16 protein-coding genes and 1 tRNA gene are annotated in these 16,013 nt (G+C 67.7%); 9 read left to right on the top strand and 8 right to left on the bottom strand.

Going from position 1 to position 16,013, the window contains the following annotated elements; genetic code table 11:
- Window positions 1-9 precede the first annotated feature (9 nt).
- Complete coding sequence (locus tag D103_RS0104125; protein WP_018875914.1) at window positions 10-657, top strand: SCO family protein; 648 nt, start codon at window positions 10-12, stop codon at window positions 655-657.
- A 258-nt stretch (window positions 658-915) separates the two neighbouring features.
- Here D103_RS0104125 and yihA read toward each other — a convergent pair whose 3' ends face one another.
- The 3 genes from yihA to D103_RS0104110 all read right to left on the bottom strand — a co-directional run bounded on the left by yihA (window position 916) and on the right by D103_RS0104110 (window position 2,168).
- A complete protein-coding gene (yihA, locus tag D103_RS0104120; RefSeq protein ID WP_026280263.1) occupies window positions 916-1,548 on the bottom strand; it encodes a ribosome biogenesis GTP-binding protein YihA/YsxC in 633 nt (210 codons plus the stop codon).
- Window positions 1,549-1,654: 106 nt separating this feature from the next.
- Window positions 1,655-1,745: transfer RNA gene (locus D103_RS0104115), tRNA-Ser, on the bottom strand.
- Between the two features lie 93 nt (window positions 1,746-1,838).
- The gene (locus D103_RS0104110) at window positions 1,839-2,168 is read right to left on the bottom strand and encodes a DUF1820 family protein (protein WP_026279324.1); all 330 of its coding nucleotides are present in this window, start codon (window positions 2,166-2,168) and stop codon (window positions 1,839-1,841) included.
- Between the two features lie 395 nt (window positions 2,169-2,563).
- Between D103_RS0104110 and D103_RS0104105 the strand changes: the two genes are divergently transcribed.
- The 4 genes from D103_RS0104105 to D103_RS0104090 all read left to right on the top strand — a co-directional run bounded on the left by D103_RS0104105 (window position 2,564) and on the right by D103_RS0104090 (window position 7,260).
- Window positions 2,564-3,424, top strand: a complete 861-nt coding sequence (locus D103_RS0104105) for a diiron oxygenase (RefSeq protein WP_018875912.1) — start codon at window positions 2,564-2,566, stop codon at window positions 3,422-3,424.
- An 87-nt stretch (window positions 3,425-3,511) separates the two neighbouring features.
- Window positions 3,512-5,065: a membrane-bound lytic murein transglycosylase MltF gene (mltF, locus tag D103_RS0104100; RefSeq protein ID WP_018867826.1), complete on the top strand. Its 1,554-nt coding sequence runs from the start codon at window positions 3,512-3,514 to the stop codon at window positions 5,063-5,065.
- 111 nt (window positions 5,066-5,176) lie between these two features.
- Window positions 5,177-6,487, top strand: a complete 1,311-nt coding sequence (locus D103_RS0104095) for a peroxiredoxin (protein ID WP_018875911.1) — start codon at window positions 5,177-5,179, stop codon at window positions 6,485-6,487.
- A gap of 74 nt (window positions 6,488-6,561) precedes the next feature.
- Window positions 6,562-7,260, top strand: a complete 699-nt coding sequence (locus D103_RS0104090) for a rhodanese-like domain-containing protein (RefSeq protein WP_018875910.1) — start codon at window positions 6,562-6,564, stop codon at window positions 7,258-7,260.
- 19 nt (window positions 7,261-7,279) lie between these two features.
- On the opposite strand, the gene D103_RS0104085 is transcribed toward D103_RS0104090, so the two are convergent.
- The 3 genes from D103_RS0104085 to D103_RS0104075 form a co-directional block, all read right to left on the bottom strand.
- The gene (locus tag D103_RS0104085; RefSeq protein WP_026280262.1) at window positions 7,280-8,548 is read right to left on the bottom strand and encodes a TlpA disulfide reductase family protein; all 1,269 of its coding nucleotides are present in this window, start codon (window positions 8,546-8,548) and stop codon (window positions 7,280-7,282) included.
- Between the two features lie 92 nt (window positions 8,549-8,640).
- Window positions 8,641-9,213, bottom strand: a complete 573-nt coding sequence (locus D103_RS0104080) for an NUDIX hydrolase (protein ID WP_018875908.1) — start codon at window positions 9,211-9,213, stop codon at window positions 8,641-8,643.
- A 1-nt stretch (window position 9,214) separates the two neighbouring features.
- The gene (locus D103_RS0104075; RefSeq protein WP_018867821.1) at window positions 9,215-9,829 is read right to left on the bottom strand and encodes a BMC domain-containing protein; all 615 of its coding nucleotides are present in this window, start codon (window positions 9,827-9,829) and stop codon (window positions 9,215-9,217) included.
- A 264-nt stretch (window positions 9,830-10,093) separates the two neighbouring features.
- On the opposite strand from D103_RS0104075, the gene D103_RS0104070 reads away from it, so the two are divergent.
- From D103_RS0104070 to D103_RS0104060, 3 genes are read left to right on the top strand one after another with little or no spacing between them, the layout of a single operon-like run.
- Entirely contained in the window at window positions 10,094-12,115 is a 2,022-nt protein-coding gene (locus D103_RS0104070) for a site-specific recombinase (protein WP_018875907.1), read from the top strand.
- Window positions 12,105-13,139 carry an alpha/beta fold hydrolase gene (locus D103_RS0104065; RefSeq protein WP_018875906.1) on the top strand — a complete coding sequence of 345 codons (1,035 nt, stop codon included), beginning with the start codon at window positions 12,105-12,107 and terminating at the stop codon, window positions 13,137-13,139. Before D103_RS0104070 ends, D103_RS0104065 begins: the two co-directional genes overlap by 11 nt.
- A gap of 58 nt (window positions 13,140-13,197) precedes the next feature.
- The gene (locus D103_RS0104060; RefSeq protein WP_018875905.1) at window positions 13,198-13,584 is read left to right on the top strand and encodes a YajD family HNH nuclease; all 387 of its coding nucleotides are present in this window, start codon (window positions 13,198-13,200) and stop codon (window positions 13,582-13,584) included.
- 15 nt (window positions 13,585-13,599) lie between these two features.
- Here D103_RS0104060 and D103_RS0104055 read toward each other — a convergent pair whose 3' ends face one another.
- Together D103_RS0104055 and D103_RS0104050 are read right to left on the bottom strand one after the other, a co-directional pair.
- Entirely contained in the window at window positions 13,600-14,181 is a 582-nt protein-coding gene (locus D103_RS0104055; RefSeq protein ID WP_018867817.1) for a GNAT family N-acetyltransferase, read from the bottom strand.
- A 25-nt stretch (window positions 14,182-14,206) separates the two neighbouring features.
- Window positions 14,207-15,244 carry a DUF21 domain-containing protein gene (locus D103_RS0104050; RefSeq protein WP_018875904.1) on the bottom strand — a complete coding sequence of 346 codons (1,038 nt, stop codon included), beginning with the start codon at window positions 15,242-15,244 and terminating at the stop codon, window positions 14,207-14,209.
- 226 nt (window positions 15,245-15,470) lie between these two features.
- On the opposite strand from D103_RS0104050, the gene D103_RS0104045 reads away from it, so the two are divergent.
- Window positions 15,471-15,920 carry a host attachment protein gene (locus D103_RS0104045; RefSeq protein ID WP_018867815.1) on the top strand — a complete coding sequence of 150 codons (450 nt, stop codon included), beginning with the start codon at window positions 15,471-15,473 and terminating at the stop codon, window positions 15,918-15,920.
- Window positions 15,921-16,013 lie beyond the last annotated feature (93 nt).

Raw genomic sequence — 16,013 nt, 5'->3', positions numbered from 1 at the left:
AAAACCGACATGCAGCGTATCCCGCTGAGCAGCCTGCTCTGGGTACTGGCCGTGCTGGCGGCCGGCGCCCTGCTCGTCTTCGTGATGCTCCGCCCGGCACCACCCCCCGTGTCCCAGGGGGCCGACCACGAACGCCTGCCGGTGGCCGATGCGGTATCCGGCGGGCCGATCGAACTGCCCGTTTCCACCACGGGCGAGCGGTTCCGGCTGGCGGACCTGGAAGGGCGATACGTCTGGGTCTACTTCGGCTACACCGCCTGCCCGGATGCCTGCCCGACCAGCCTGGGCTGGATCAGCGCCGCGCTGGACCGCCTGCCGCCCGAGCTGGAGGGCGAGGTCGCGGCGGTACTGGTAAGCGTCGACCCGGAACGTGATGACCGCGAGCGCCTGGAGACCTATGTGGGGCACTTCCACCCGGCCATCCAGGCGGCGACCGGGTCCCACGAAGAGCTGCAGCCGATCACGGAACGCTACGGCGTATTCTACGAACGCACCGAGATCGACTCGGCCATGGGCTACGTGGTCGATCACAGCTCGTCCACCTACCTGGTCGGCCCGGAAGGCGACTTGCTGCAGATCTACCCGCACGGGACACCCGCCGCCGAACTGGTGGAGGGCCTGCGAACCCATGCGGAGGCCACCGGGACAGCCAACTGAGCCACACCCCGGACGGCAACGATGGATTCTGTGAAAAAATTCGCAATCGAGAGGCACGCGGCAGGAACTTTGCCCGCGCAGTGCTTTCTCACTTACTGAGCGCTCTAGCCCAGCGCGGCCCGCTTCTCTCCCTGAGCGGGCAATAGGCCTCTCTCCCCCCCTGTAGAGGCCGAAATTAGCCCCGGTCCCACCCCAAGGCCGGGGCTTCTTTTTGTCTGCGTTTCGTGTATCCGCTCGACCGTCGGGCAGAGACGGGCCTCAGCCGGTCGCGGGAGCCGACTCCGGATCATGCTCGGCCAGCCAGCCACCCAGCAGGCCGCGCAGGTCATCGACACCCTGGTTCTTCAGCGAGGAGAAGGTCTGCAACGTCGCCTCGACGCCCATGGCCTCCAGCTCACCATGCGCCTTGCGCAACTGGCGGTCGGCCTCCTGGCGCGAGAGTTTGTCCGCCTTGGTCAGCAGGCAGTGCAAGTGGCAGCGCTCCAGAGGCACCCAGTCCAGGAGCTGGCGATCCAGCTCGGTCAGCGGCCGGCGGATGTCCATGATCAGCACCAGCCCCACCAGGCACTGGCGCGTCTGCAGATAGCCACCCAGAAGCTGATCCCATTCGGCGCGCTTGCCGGCCGACACCTTGGCGTAGCCGTAGCCCGGCAGGTCGACGAGCCGCCAGTGCTCGGCGGGCGGCAGACGGAAGAGGTTGATCTCCTGGGTGCGCCCGGGGGTGCGGCCCACCCGCGCCAGCGCCTTGCGCCCGCACAAGGCGTTCAGGGCGCTGGACTTGCCGGCGTTGGAGCGCCCGGCAAAGGCGATCTCGACGCCCGTGTCGGCCGGGAGCTGGGCAATCTGCGCCACGCCACGCAGGAGGTCAGTTTCGCGAAATCGGGGTTCCATGGGGCGAGAGAGCGTCCTAGGGAAACACTGATGAATGTACACGCTTGTCAGCGCTCTCCGGGGCCAAACATGCAAAAGGGGCCACGCAGGCCCCTTTGCTCGAATCTGGCGGAGAGGGAGGGATTCGAACCCTCGATACGGGGTTACCGTATACACACTTTCCAGGCGTGCGCCTTCGACCGCTCGGCCACCTCTCCGTTTTCCGCAACCGCTGGACGGCTACAGAGCGCGGAATCCTAAACCAGGCGCGGCAGCGGCGCAATGGAGGGCCGGTGGAAAACGCTTGCGGATCAGGACCCACCCTTGCCTGGCAACCCCGGGAAGGCATGCACGTTTCCACCCACCGCGCCCGCGTCGTGGATGCGCGGCGTCCCCACGGCGGTGACCTCGTCGATGCGAATCAGGGCATGCATCGGCACGTGGAAGCGCTCCACTCCCTCGAACTCGGTACGCAGGCGTTCCTCCGAGGGATCCACCACGACCTGCGAGCGCTCCCCGAACAGCAGACCCTCGATGGTCACGAACCCGTACAGTTCATCCTGATAAACATCACGGGCGAACAATTCGTAGGTTTTGCCATTGTTCAGAAAGCTGATCCGGTAACGTATGTTCTTGTCCATGATCTTAAGGAGACGCTGATTGAATCGCACGTCCGCGCTCGAGTCGCTTTTGCGTGCGAACAAGGCGCGGTGAGTGCCGTGTAGTCGTTCTGCATAAGGGAGCCGCAACGCTGTGCGCGCGCAAAAGCGGCCGAGCCCCTGCTTTCAATGGCTTGTGGGGTTGGTGCCCCCTGTTCCCCGATCCTGCGTTGCGCCGCTTGCGGGTAGAACCACTACCCGCTGCACGACGCGCCTTGTCTCGGAAAACAGGGGGCGCCAACGCGGACGTGCGATTCAATCAGCGTCTCCTTAATCATGGGGGAGCAACCGCAGATTGCAACGGGTTGGCGTTGGTCCGGACGGGCAGAGCCGGTATGATTCCCGGCGTCATCCGCATGGGCCCCGGCACGCCAACGATGAATTCCTCCCAGGAGCTGCTCGATCACTTGAGCCGCAACAGTTCGCCATACCAGGATCCGCTCACGCGGATTCGCTGGGATGCGCTGTCGCCGGAGGACTTCTGGATCCCGGAAGAGGCCGTCTCGCTATTCGGTACGCCGGAATACTCGGCGTTGTCCGCCGAGCAGAAACGCCGCCTGTCGCAGTACGAGTTCCTCTACTTCATCAGCGGGGCACTGTGGCTGGAGGGCCTGTTCATGGAGCGCATCTCGCGCATCTCCATGCACTCGACCGGCCGGCTGGACCGGCTGAACTACCGCCTGCACGAGCTGCGCGAAGAGGCCGGGCACAGCCTGATGTTCATCGAGTTCATGCGGCGCAGCGGCCTGGAGCTGCCGGAGAAGCGCTTCCCGAAGCCACGTCTCGCCACCCTGGTCGGACGCTTCGCCCCGTTCGAGTCCTCGATCTTCTGGATCGCGGTGATGATCGGCGAGGAGGTGCCGGACCGGATGAACCGGCTGATCCACCAGCGCCGCGACCAGATAAGCCCCACGGTGCATGACGTCGTCACCACCCACATGATCGACGAGGCCCGCCACATGGCGCATGCCCGCGACACGCTGGAAAGCTACCTGGACTCCCTGCCCGCCTGGCAGAAGGCCACCTACCGGCCGCTGATGCGCCGGGTATTCCGTCAGTTCGTGCACGCCTTCTACTACCCCACGGCGGATATCTACCAGCTCGCGGGCCTGCCCGCGGGTCCGGACTACCGCCGACTGGCACGCGACAATCCGCGCCGGGCCGCCTTCATCGACACCTGTGTCGACCCCGCGCTGCAGATCCTGCGCGCTCAGGGGCTGGTCCTGAACTGGCGATAGGGAAACATTCCGGCCAGGACCAGCGCCCGGACCCGGCACCGCCGCGCCCCGCGCGGCCACGCCGCTTGATTGGGTATCATCCAGTCCATGGCCCCGCACCTTCAGCTCCGACCTCCAAGCACGACCTGGCGTCAGATCGAGCTCGGCATCTTCATCGTGCTGCTGGTGATGATTGGTCTGCGGGTCTGGTTCCAGCCACCCTCTGCACTGGAGCAGCTCACCTTTCGCGAGGAGTTGCAGGTCGTTCTGGTGGACACTCCACTTGGCCGTTCGGAACTGACCATGGCCAACGGCCACGACCAACTGGACCTCGACCTGCTGCACGGCTTTGCGCGGGAGCTGGGCACGCGCATCCGGGTCACCCGCGTGGACACAGCGGCCGAGGCCCACCAGCGTCTGCGCGAACAGCGCGTGGATCTTGCCGCCGGCTTGCTGGTCGATCCCGGCGATCCCGCGGTCAAACCGGGCCCGGAGATCCTCGCGATCCAGCAGCTCCTCGCCTTCTGGCGCGGCAACGAAGCGAACGCGGCCCTGTCCGCCCTCGACGATCTGCCTGCCGGAACCCGTCTGGGGTTCACCGCGCAATCCCCCTTGCCGGAACGCCTGCGGGACCACCTGGCCCAAGTCGAGGCCTCAAGACAACGGAGCTCGACCCTGGCGGAGGGCCCCGAATCCGCCGATCCGGAAGAGAACCCCTTGGAAACGCTGAGCGACGAGCCACCTGACCCAGCGATCGACCTGGTACCGCTGGGCACCGCCGAGGCGCTGCGCCAGGCCCTGGCCGCAGGCGAGATCGACTATGCCCTGATGAACTCGCTGGAGTTCGGGCGGCTGCGGCGCCTGCATCCGGAGCTGCGCACCGCGTACGAGTTCGAGCGCGGTGCGACCGTCACCTGGCTGTTCCCGTCCGGGTTCGACCACAGCCTGATCGAAGCGGCGGAACGCTATATCGAGCGCCTGCGCGAGAGCCGCGAACTGGAGCTGATGACCGACCGTTACCTGGGCCACCTGGAGACCCACGACCTGGTGGACGCCCTGACCTTCGCCCGCCGAGTGGAGGACCGCCTGGATCGCTTTCGCGACCTGTTCGAGAGCGCCGGCGAGCAATACGGCCTGGATTGGCGCTTCATCGCGGCGGTGGCCTATCAGGAGTCACACTGGAATGCCAACGCCGTGTCGCCCACCGGCGTGCGCGGGCTGATGATGCTGACCCAGAACACCGCTGCGGGTCTCGGCATCGACGACCGCACCGATCCCGCATCGAGCGTGGACGGTGGCACGCGATACCTGCTGGATCTGCGCGAACGACTCCCGGAGCGAATCCCGGAACCGGACCGCACCTGGATGACCCTGGCGGCCTACAACGTCGGCCTCGGTCACCTGCACGACGCCCGTCGCCTGGCGGATGCGCATGGCGACGATCCGGATCGCTGGCTGGACGTGATGCAGTGGCTCCCGCGCCTGGCCGACCCCGAATGGTACGAGCGCACCCGCTATGGCTACGCCCGTGGCTGGGAGCCGGTCGTCTACGTGCAGAACATCCGCAGCTACTACGACAAGCTGATCCAGCGCTTCCCCGAAAGCGGCGACCACAGACCGCCGCCCCCCGAGCCGTATCGCCGGGTCCCGGTGTCGCTCTAGGTGTGGAATCTCACAAGGATGTCCACGGGACGACCGGACTGCATTCAGCACCGGCGGATCAATATCGAGCCCTCGTGCGTCTCTCCCCGAACACCCTCCGGAAAGGCCTGCATGACCCGTTCTCTCGCCGTTGTTCTGCTCACTCTGGTAGCGCTTCTGGGGACGCCGCTTATCGCCCTGGCCCAGGATGCCGGGGATCCAACCGGCGCTGCGAACGCAGCCGCCATCATCGAGGCCGGCGGCGCCGAGGTCCCGGTGGAGCGCTATCGCGCCGACGGCGACGCCGTGCTGCTGTGGTTCCCGTCCGAGCACGGGTTGCGCGACGGCCACCGCACCCAGGCCCTGGCCCTGCAGGCCATCGGCATCGAGGTCTGGCTGGTTGACCCCTTCAGCGGCCACTTCCTGCCGGAGGCGGCCTCCAGCTTCGATGACATGCCCACCACGACGGTCGCGGACCTGATCGAGTCGGCTCACGCCGATACCGGTCGCGCCGTCTTCGCGTTCGGCCACGACCGCGCCCTGCCCTGGCTGCTCACCGGGCTTTACCAGTGGCAGCTCGCCCACCCGGATGCGGACCACATGGCCGGCCTGCTGATGGCCAGCCCCTACCTGCACACCGGCGTGGACACCGAAGGTGCCGAGCTGCAGGCCATCGTCGGGCTGACCAACCTCCCCGTGTACATCCTGCAACCGGCGCAATCCCCACAGCGCCAGCAACTCGGCCGCATCCGCGCGGGTCTCACGGAGGGCGGTAGTGCCGTGGGGGCCCGCCTGCTTCCCGGCATCCGCGACCGGTTCTTCTTCCGCCCGGATGCCACGGCCGGCGAGCAACTGGCGAGCGAGCACTTCCATCGCGAGATCGCCTTCGGCATGGAGATGCTGTCGCGCCTGCCCCGCCAGCGGACGCCGGCCGTGGCCGATGCGGACACCGACCTGGCCGTGCGCACCCCCACCGGCGGCGACGCGCAACTGAATACCCTGGACGAGCCCGTGGCCGCCCCGCCGCTGGAACGGCCCGACCTTGCCGGCGACAACCGTCGTCTGGAGGACTATCGCGGCGAGGTCGTGCTGGTGAACTTCTGGGCAAGCTGGTGCCCGCCCTGCGTGCACGAGATGCCATCCATGCAGTTGCTGGAGGATGAACTGCGCGCGGAAGGCTTTCGCATCCTCGCGGTGAATCTAGGCGAGGACGAGGCCACCATCCGCCGCTTCATCGAGGACGAAGTGCAAACGGACTTCACCATCCTCCTCGACCCGGACCAGGCCTCCCTGAATGACTGGCGCGCGATGGCCTACCCCACCAGCTACGTCATCGACCGCGAGGGCCAGCTGCGCTACTACCTGTTCGGCGCGATCGAATGGACCGAACCCGGCGTCATCGACCAGATCCGCGAACTCCTCGACGAACAGGCGCAAGGGTAACGCCGCCGCCCGAAATACCCGCCACACGTGGGCCCTTGCGCGTGCTCGGCAATATTCGGGACTACGCTTGAGGAATGGCGGATGCCGAGGAGAATCCGATGGAAAAGCCCCAACCCGCATCGCCCCGTGTATGCGGCCTGCTCGCGAGCCTGGCACTGCTGGTGGCCTCACCCACCTTCGCGGAGGTGGAGGTGGGCATCACCGCCGACATGGCCGAGTTCGAGGTGCGCCACGGCGACGAGCGCGTGACGGTGACCCGCGACCAGGACACCTTCGCGACCATCGATCTCGACTATGCGCAGATTGCGCGCCCCTGTCCGCCCTTCTGCATCCAGCCGATGAGCCTGGGTCGAGGGGTCGAGACGCTGGGTGAACTGGAGTTCATCGATTACCTGCGCCAGACCACCGAGCGCGACGACCTGCTGATCATCGATTCACGCACCCCACGCGAATATCGCCGCGGCACCATCCCCGGTGCCATCAACATCCCCTGGGATCGCCTGCACTTCGCCTCCGGGGCCGACCCGGACGACGTACGCAATGTGCTGAGCGACCGGTTCGACGTGGTCTTCGACGGGGACTTCTACGACTTCAGCCACGCGAAGACCCTGGTGCTGTTCTGCAACGGCCCTTGGTGCGGGCAGTCCCCCACCAACATCCGCACGCTGACCAACCTCGGCTACCCGGCCGAACGCATCAAGTGGTACCGCGGCGGCATGCAAATGTGGCACGCCTTCGGCCTGACCACGGTGGAAGGCTCCACCGACGAATAACGCACGACCGTCCGGCCGGCTATTCGGGCTCGGTCATGAGGGTACGGACGCGGTTGATGACGTCGGGGTCGTCCCATTCGATGGCGCTGTTGACGGAATAGCGCACGCGGCCGTCGCGGCCAAGGATGAAGGAGCTGGGGAAGGCGAATACACGCCAGTCGGCGGCAACCCGGCCGTCGAAATCCATCAGCACCGGGAAATCCACCTGCACCTCGTCCATGAAGGCGGAGATGTGCTCGGCGCTCTCCTGATAGTTAACCGAGACGATGGCGAAACCCTTGCCCAGGGTCTCGGCCATGCGGTTCATCGACGGGATCTCGTGGACACAGGGCGGGCACCAGCTGGCCCAGAAGTTCAGCAGGACCACCTGGTCCGCGTAGTCGGACAGCGACTGCTCATCGCCAAGGTGATCGGTCAGGGTGAAGTCCGCGACCGGCGGTGGGTGATCGCGCGCTACCAGCCCCCGACCGGCCTCGACCTCGTGCGCGAGTTCCGGCATCGGCGCCGCCGCCAGCGGGCGCGGGACGCTGGCCAGCAACCGGCCCGCCTGCAGCAACTGCGCGGGCAGACGGGCCGCCATGGCCACTTCCTCCGGTTCGGGGTCGGAACGGCGCAGGTAGTAGAAGTCGCGCACCCCCGGGATCATCTGCACGAATACCGCGCTGCCACCCCGGCGCAGGTCGGTCAGGATCTCGTCCAGGTGCCAGCGGTAGACGCCCTGGGTCGGCTGCAGCAGAAACACCGGAAGGCTGGTGGCCCGCACGACATCCACAAACTCCGCGGGCGCCCCGGCGACTGGCGTGTCCACCATCAGGTTGGGGAAGGCCAGGGCCGCACCCAGCACGTAGGCCGCCTCGGGCCCGTCTTTCTGCCACTGGCGCAGGCCGCGCAGCGCGGTGATGGCCGGGCGACCGGAGGCCACCAGCATGACCTCCTTGCCCGTCTCTTCATGCGCGGCGCGCAGCAACGCGGCCACGCTGACTCCATCCAGGCTGCGCATGCTCTCGTTGGTGCGGGGGAGGAAATGGGCATCCAGCAGGTCCACCTGCCAGACCTCGATGCCCATGGCCGCCAGCTCGCGGCCGAACTCGGCATGGTTGGCGTGCGCGCCCGCCTGCGGCAGCAGCCAGAGGTAGAGGCGCTCACCCTCGGCCGGGTAGACGGTCACGTCCAGCTCCACGCCGGCGGGATCCGTCACGGTCATCGAACGCGGCTCCGCGGCGTCGGCCAGCACCGGCGCAGCTAGAATCAGGCACAGCAGCAGGCCAAGACGTGGCAGAACGCTCATCGACACAGGACGCATGGATCAGGGAGACGGAAGGCGACTATAGCGCCCCGCCGGGCGGGCGGAAACGTCACCACCCCGCTGGGGATACGGGATCAGCGCGGGTGAATGTGCCGGTAGGTCCGCAGGCGGCGGGTCTTCTCCACCATCCGCCACAGGGAACGGCTGTTGTTGTAGCGCGAGACATGCTGCAGCGGGACCCACAGGATGTCGTGCGACTCGTGGCTGCCGGGCACCGGCAGGCGGTCATCGATCTCCAGCAGGAAGCGCACGTCGATGTGCTCGTGCATCGGGAAATGCGGGCTGGCGGGGATGGTGTGGATATCCAGGTCGAAGATGTCTTCCTCGACGAGCCGGATATGCTCGGGGGACAAGCCGGTTTCCTCGTGTGTCTCGCGCAGCGCCACCTGCAGGATATCCGCCTGACCATCGGCATGCCCGCCTGGCTGGAACCAGCGATGGTGCTTGCCGTGCAGCAACAGCAGGGCCTGCTCGCGATCCGGACTGACCACCCAGGCCGAGCCGGTCACGTGGGCCGGCGTCAGGTCGCAATTGAAGCAGTCCGGGTGGTCGTTGACGAAATCCAGCGCGCGGCGGACGAAGCCGGCCTCCTCGATGAAGGTCGTCTGGTGACGGGCGAGCAGGTCCAGCAGCTGCGCGCGATGCATCTCAGGTCCCGGCGGGGTTGTGCAGCGCGTGGATCGCCGCGCGCGCCGCCTCGTCCACGTCGCCCTCGCGGCCGGCCAGGGTCAGACGCCCGAAGGCGCCCACCGCACGCACATCGATCAGCGACACATTGGCCGCCTTCAGCGCCTGGTTCGCGGCGTAGATGATGTAGCCGGCCGGCTCCGCCTCGAGGATGAACATGCTCTGATCCGGCAGGATCATGTTCCCGCGGCGGTTCTGGCGGTTGATCAGCACGGTGTGATCCGGGGTCATCCCGCGGATGGTCTCCTGCCAGGGGATGCGGCAGGGCTGGCGATCCTCCTGGCTGGCGCCCAGGCGCGAGAGCAGCACGCGACCGGCCTCCTGCACCTCGCTCTGGTCGCGGTGGTGGATCACCATGGAACCGAACTCGCGCTCCACGACCTGCTGCGCGAGGTGCACGTTGGTCGCCTTCAGCGCCACGTCGGTCAGACGGTGCACCGCCATCCCCGGCGAAACCTCCACCCACAGGCAGGAGTCCCCCGGTACGGGCAGAAAGCCCTGGGAGACCGTAGCCATGTATTCCGCCAGCTGCGGCTGGAGGGAATCCATGTAGACGTAGGTTCGCAGCTGGATCATCGATTCGCTCTGGGCCGGGGCCTGGGCCCCATGGGTCCCGCGCGTCGCGGCCCGAACCCGCGCGGGGCGTCCGCGCACAGGTTACGCAAGCCGCCTGCTACTGCCGGCCTGCGTGAGTACACGGGAGAATTGAGGGGCGTATTGTGAACGCAGCGGGCCTCAAGCTCAATCTCCGGGCCGCATCGGCGCCCCTGCAACGCGCGGACACAAGCCCCGTATGGCCTCGTATAATGCTACGCCAGCCCAGCCGCCACAGGGATTGTCATGACAAAGCAGGACGCGGAACACCTCCTGGCCCGCGTGGAAGATGCCGACCTCGATCTGGCCGAGACCCTGCGCGAACTCGTCGACTGGCTGCGCCCGGAAGATCCCCGCAATGTGGCCCCGGTTATCGGCCGGATCGAACAACTGACCCTGGCGCTCGCGGACCACCCGGGCCTGCAGGAACGGCTGCGTCAGCGACTGGAGGACGGGCTGGAGGACGCCCGGCACCTGACGCTGTACACCGGGATCGGCCTGTTCTCGCGCAAGGGATTCTTTCGCGAGGCGGCCGAATTGATCTACGAGCGCATCAACCCGCGCCCGATGGATCGCCAGGATCTGAAAGATGTGCTGTTTCACGTCTTTCACCAGACCGACGATGCGGTCTGGGTCGCCGCCCTTCCGGACGATGCCTGGTGGCGCCTGCTGGAGGCACTGGGCTGCCTGTCCGGCGAGCATCCCGGGGTCCTGCACCGGGCCCGCGAGGAGATCCTCTACGCCCTGGAGATGCTGTCCATCTGGGTGGCGGCCGAGGAGCTGGAACCGGAACTCCTGCGCCTGGACCCGTCGATCGCGGAGCGCAACTCGGCGTTTGTGGCCCAGGAGCGCGAGATCTCCGCCTACGTGCGCGACTATCGCGCCGCGCTGGAGGACCCCAACCGCGAACGCATGGACGACCGCCACGCCCGCGTGCTGCTGGAGCAGTGCGGCGAGCAGATCGCGCGCCTGCGCCAGCTGGCCATCACCCACGGCAACAGCCTGTCCCTGACCCACCTGCTGGAACGCCTGGACCAGACCCTCCGGCGCATCCACAAGCTGCTCGACCTGCTGGAACCCGATGCGGAGCGCGATACCCGCGCCGCCTCGGTCGGCGTGTTCCGCGAACTCATCACCATCAGCGCCCGCCAGCACGGGGTGCGCGCGCTGTGGCAGGACAACATCAAGCTGGTCTCGCGCAGCATTACCCAGCATGTCAGCGACACCGGCGAGCACTACATCACCCAGTCGCGCGGCGAATACTTCCAGATGCTGCGCTCCGGGGCCGGCGCCGGGCTGATTATCGCGGTGATGGCGCTGATCAAGATCCAGATCGGGGCCCTGGATCTGTCCCAGGCGGCCTACACACTGTGGACCAGCCTGAACTACGGGCTCGGTTTCGTGCTCATCCACATCCTGCACTTCACCGTCGCCACCAAGCAGCCGGCGATGACCGCCGCGCGCCTGGCCGCCGCCATCGAGGAGAGCGAACGCGGGACGGCCGACCCGCGCAAGATGGCGGACCTCCTGATGCGGGTGGGACGCTCGCAGTTTGCCGCGGTGCTGGGCAACGTGGGCATCGCCCTGCCCACCGCGATCCTGATCGGGCTGTTTTCCGCCCGCCTGTTCGAGACCCCGATCCTGTCCGGCCAGGAGGCCGACTACCTGATGGACGGCCTGCGCCCGATCATGGGGCTGGCGCTGTTCTTCGCCGCGATCGCCGGGGTCTGGCTGTTCGTCTCCGGCCTGATCGCCGGGTTCTTCGACAACCGCTGCGCCTATCTCGACCTGCCCGGCCGGCTGCGGGAACACCCTTGGCTGCGCCGCCTGCTGCCCACCGGCGCCCGCCACCGCCTGGCTGACTGGATCGGCTACAACTACGGGGCCCTGATCGGGAACTTCCTGTTCGGTGTCCTGCTCGGGGTCACCGGATATGTCGGCTACCTGCTGAGCCTGCCGCTGGATATCCAGCACGTGGCCTTCGCCTCGGCCAATCTCGGCTATATCACCGCCAGCGAGACACCCGGGCTGGGGATATTCACACTGTTCCTGGTCTTCGTGCTGCTGATCGGGGCCGTCAACCTGTGGGTCAGTTTCGGCCTCGCGCTGTACGTCGCGCTGCGCGCCCGGGGCGTGCGTATGGGGGCCTTCGGCCGCGTCTTCCGCGCCTACGGCCATCATCTGCGCGAACGCCCGCGGGAATTCCTGTTCCCCCCGCGTGCCGTTGCCGCCGCCGACGACGACAACGACAAAGGCGATGCTCGGTAGCCACGCCCGGGGTCTCCTGCTGCCGCTGGCCATCCTGTGGCTGGCCGGCTGTGCCGGAGCGGTGCCCAACCCGTCCGGTGGCGAGTCCCGCGTGCCGATCCTCGCCCCGGAGGTCATCCACACCGCGGACGGTGATCGACTGCCGCTGCATCGCTGGGGTCCGGAGACCCCGGAGCAGGTGGTGCTGGCCCTGCACGGGTTCAACGACCACGGCGGCAGCATGCAGGCCCTGGGCGAGGCCCTCGCCGAGCATGCCATCGCGGTCTACGCCTATGACCAGCGCGGCTTCGGCGGCACGCGCAATGCCGGCTACTGGTCCGGTCATCGGATCATGGCCGAGGACGCCCGCACCGCGCTGCGGCTGCTGCAGGCGCGTTATCCCGATCGCACGCCCTACCTGGTCGGCAAGAGCATGGGCGGCGCGGTCGCCCTGCTGGCCGCGGCGGAGGCGCCCGATGCCGGGGACGGGACACCCCTTGTAGCCGGCACGGTGCTGATCGCCCCGGCCGTCTGGAGCCGGGGCGACATGCCCTGGTATCAGCGCTTCGGCCTGTGGCTGGGAGCGCGCCTGGCGCCCGGCTGGCGCCTGGACGGCGAGATGGCGGCGGAACTGGATATCCACCCGACGGACGACCCCGCCGTGCTGCAACAGATGCGCGACGACCCGCTCGTGCTGCGCGACGCGCGCATCGATGCCCTCGACGGCCTGACCACCCTGATGACCCGCGCGCTGGAGACCGGTCCCGACCTGCCCGCGCCCAGCCTGACCCTCTACGGGGCGCGCGACGACCTCGTGCCACCGCGCCCCCTGGCGCGCCTGCTGGAGGGGCTTTCCGCGCAGGAGTCCGGTGCCCACCGCGCCGTGCTCTACCCCGAGGGCTACCACATGCTGACCCGCTACACCCGCGCCGGAACTACCTTCGCCGACATCGCCGCGTGGCTGCAGGACCCGCAAGCCCCCCTCCCCTCCGGCCACGAACGCAGCATCGATGCGCTAACGCAATACCTTCGAGACCTGGACTGACTGGCCGCGCCGGCGCATCAAAGCTACGCTCGATGCAGCAACCTCTGGAGAACGCCCCATGACCCACTCGACCCCCAACCGTCTTGACGATCTGGTGGCCCGCAGTCGGCGCGACCAGGCGGAGCGCGAACGCGGCTATCGCGAGCAGGCCCTGAAGATGTATCCGTGGGTTTGCGGGCGCTGCGGGCGGGAGTTCACCCGCGCCAATCTGCGCGAGCTGACGGTGCACCACCGCGACCACAACCACGACAACAACCCCCCGGACGGCAGCAACTGGGAACTGCTGTGCCTGTACTGCCACGACAACGAGCACCAGCGCTATACCGATGCCACCCCCGGAAGCGGCAAGACGGGCGGCACCACGGCCACGCACAACCCGTTTGCCGGGCTGGCCGGCATGCTCAAGGGGGACAACGATCCGCAGGGCGACGACTCGGGGGCGTAACCCCCGCGACCGCTTTCACAGCCGGCGCCACCAGAACTGCAATGGCTTGTGGGTTTCCTGCGTCTCGCCAATATCCGGCCAGGGAAACTGGCAGACCAGGCCCTCGGCCCGGGTGTAGCCGCGCCTCCTCCAGAAACCGTCCAGCGGCCGATAGTCCGCCGGGCGCCGCGGGTGATCCTGCGGGCGCACCACCGCACAGAAGGTGGCATGCGCAAACCCCAACCGGCGGGCCGCCGCCTCGCGCGCGGCGAAAAACCGGTGCCCGGCTCCCTGACCACGAAACTCCGGCTCCAGCACTGACTCCGCGAGGTAGTAGTACGCCGCCGGGTCCAGCCCCTGCTCGCGAAACGGGGCCTGGAATTCCGCCTCGGCCGCGGCCAGAGGCAACGCGGTGGAGGCGCCCACCACACGGCCATCTTCCAGCGCCAGCACCAGCGTGCTGTCCGGGCAGTCCGCGTAGTCCTGCAGGTACCGCGCCTCGTACTCCGCACTGCCGTCGTAGAGGTACGGCCACTCGCGGAACACCGCGATACGCAGGCGTGCCACGGCGTCCAGATAGGGCGTTATACCCGCCCCGCCCACGGTCCTGAATTCCATTCGTTTCGGCCTCCTGCGCTCGCGCTCAGACCGCTCCCGGGGTGTCGGCCGGGGCCGGCTGCCCCACACCGCGCAGCAAACGGCCGAGGATATCGGTCCCGCTCAGGATGCGGCGCTGATCATCGGTCCACAGCAGGATGACATCGTCGCCGACCACGGTGTCGCCACTGCTGGCCGGGCGCACCTTGAAATGCGGCACCAGCCCGCCCAGACGTCGGCCCCCATCACGCACCACCAGAGGATGATGGCAGTGATGCTGGGGATCAAAGCGTTCCGGTGCAAACAGGGCCTCGCGGGTAAACTCCGGGACCCGGATCACCGTGCGCGGCTCGCCTTCGGGGTCGGTAATCACTATCCATCCCCGCCCCGGCCGATTGAGCCGAACCAGGAACGGATCATCGGTCCGCGGCGCGATCGCGGGGAAGACCGGGCGCCCGTCCGCGAATTCCATGGCGACCACGCTGTCCGGATCCAGCGCCTGCCCCTCGTGCTGCACCAGGATGTCGTCCAGCTCCAGGAAATTGCGGGCACCGCGGCCCTCGACCCGCGTGATCTCGCTGCCGTGCGCCTGCATATGCAGATCGATCAGATAGTGCAGATCGCGCTCCGGAAAGAACCGGATCTCCTCGCCGCCGAGCCAGCGATCCAGCACCCAGGCCGTGGGGCGCGCCACCGGATACATCAGGAACTGGTAGAACCGCAGCAGCGGATAGAGCGCCCCGGCCACCTTCAGCGCGTGCCGGGAGAAATAGGACTGCGGCAGGATCTCGGCAAAGATCGTGATCACGACCGTGGAGAACAGGAACGCCGCCACGCCCCCCATCGCCGAGCCCGACAGCAGCGCCAGCAGCACGTTGACGGCGACATTGCCCCAGAGGATGGTCACCAGGGCAAAATTCGCATCGCCGCGCAGGGCCAGCAGGCGTTCCGCGCGCGGATCCCCCTTCTGCGCCTGGACCTCCAGTTCCAGCTTGCTGCGCGAGAACAGCCCGAGGTTGAGCCCGGACAGGATAGCCGATTGAGAGAGGCAGACGAGGATACCCAGCCAGGTCAGAAGGCTCATGGGGTCATTTCCTTGGCACGCGCATACATGGGATCAGGGTACCGCGCCGTACGCCGTGCGCGCCCGCACGGAACAGGCCCTGCTCTGTGCGATACCACCCCCACGCCGGTTGAGAGCATCTACACTCGAAGACGGGGCCGGTGCCTGCCGGGCCGGCCCCGCAGCGGTCCCGTCGACCCGTCCAACGGGTACCCGGGGCCACCGTCTACGCCACAGGAGGATCTGCATGGACACTGTCTGGATCGTTGTCGCCGATGCCGCGCGCGCCCGCATCTTTGCCTGCGAGGGCCGCGCCTGTCAGGGGATGCACGAGAGCGAGACGCTCTCGCACAGCGAGTCCCGCGCCCACAACCAGGATCTCGTCTCGGATCGCCCCGGACGCAGCTGGAGCAGTGCCAGCGGGGATGCGCGGCACGCCATGCAGGAGAGTACCGATCCCGCCGCCAACGAACGCAACCGTTTTGCCCGCCAAGTCGCCGAGCGGCTCAAGGCCGCCTATCACGAGGGCACCTTCAAGCGACTCGTGATCGTCGCCGCGCCGACTTTCTTGGGCGCCCTGCGCGAGGTACTGGACCCGACCGTCGCCCAGAGCGTGACCGCCGAGGTGGCCAAGAACGTGACCAAGTCCACCGACGCCGCCAGCCTGCGCAAGCACCTGCCGGATTTCCTCTACTGACCGCCCCGCCCCGGCCCCGACCCGGGGCCGGGCTTCACCACGCGCGCCACACCCAAGCGACGGGCGCGCGATTGTGTGCATGGATCCGAGTTT

The sequence above is a fragment of the Thioalkalivibrio sp. ALE31 genome (assembly GCF_000377405.1).
Classification (GTDB): domain Bacteria; phylum Pseudomonadota; class Gammaproteobacteria; order Ectothiorhodospirales; family Ectothiorhodospiraceae; genus Thioalkalivibrio.
This window is presented reverse-complemented; position numbering and strand designations above follow the sequence as displayed.

Bases quoted from the DNA above. Each gene is read 5' to 3' on its own strand.
- D103_RS0104065 (WP_018875906.1), top strand. From the start codon at position 12,105: ATGCTCGGTAGCCACGCCCGGGGTCTCCTGCTGCCGCTGGCCATCCTG.
- D103_RS0104080 (WP_018875908.1), bottom strand. From the start codon at position 9,213: ATGCATCGCGCGCAGCTGCTGGACCTGCTCGCCCGTCACCAGACGACC.
- D103_RS0104060 (WP_018875905.1), top strand. From the start codon at position 13,198: ATGACCCACTCGACCCCCAACCGTCTTGACGATCTGGTGGCCCGCAGT.
- D103_RS0104095 (WP_018875911.1), top strand. From the start codon at position 5,177: ATGACCCGTTCTCTCGCCGTTGTTCTGCTCACTCTGGTAGCGCTTCTG.
- yihA (WP_026280263.1), bottom strand. From the start codon at position 1,548: ATGGAACCCCGATTTCGCGAAACTGACCTCCTGCGTGGCGTGGCGCAG.
- D103_RS0104125 (WP_018875914.1), top strand. From the start codon at position 10: ATGCAGCGTATCCCGCTGAGCAGCCTGCTCTGGGTACTGGCCGTGCTG.
- D103_RS0104075 (WP_018867821.1), bottom strand. From the start codon at position 9,829: ATGATCCAGCTGCGAACCTACGTCTACATGGATTCCCTCCAGCCGCAG.
- D103_RS0104055 (WP_018867817.1), bottom strand. From the start codon at position 14,181: ATGGAATTCAGGACCGTGGGCGGGGCGGGTATAACGCCCTATCTGGAC.
- mltF (WP_018867826.1), top strand. From the start codon at position 3,512: ATGGCCCCGCACCTTCAGCTCCGACCTCCAAGCACGACCTGGCGTCAG.
- D103_RS0104105 (WP_018875912.1), top strand. From the start codon at position 2,564: ATGAATTCCTCCCAGGAGCTGCTCGATCACTTGAGCCGCAACAGTTCG.
- D103_RS0104070 (WP_018875907.1), top strand. From the start codon at position 10,094: ATGACAAAGCAGGACGCGGAACACCTCCTGGCCCGCGTGGAAGATGCC.
- D103_RS0104050 (WP_018875904.1), bottom strand. From the start codon at position 15,244: ATGAGCCTTCTGACCTGGCTGGGTATCCTCGTCTGCCTCTCTCAATCG.
- D103_RS0104085 (WP_026280262.1), bottom strand. From the start codon at position 8,548: ATGAGCGTTCTGCCACGTCTTGGCCTGCTGCTGTGCCTGATTCTAGCT.
- D103_RS0104090 (WP_018875910.1), top strand. From the start codon at position 6,562: ATGGCGGATGCCGAGGAGAATCCGATGGAAAAGCCCCAACCCGCATCG.
- D103_RS0104045 (WP_018867815.1), top strand. From the start codon at position 15,471: ATGGACACTGTCTGGATCGTTGTCGCCGATGCCGCGCGCGCCCGCATC.
- D103_RS0104110 (WP_026279324.1), bottom strand. From the start codon at position 2,168: ATGGACAAGAACATACGTTACCGGATCAGCTTTCTGAACAATGGCAAA.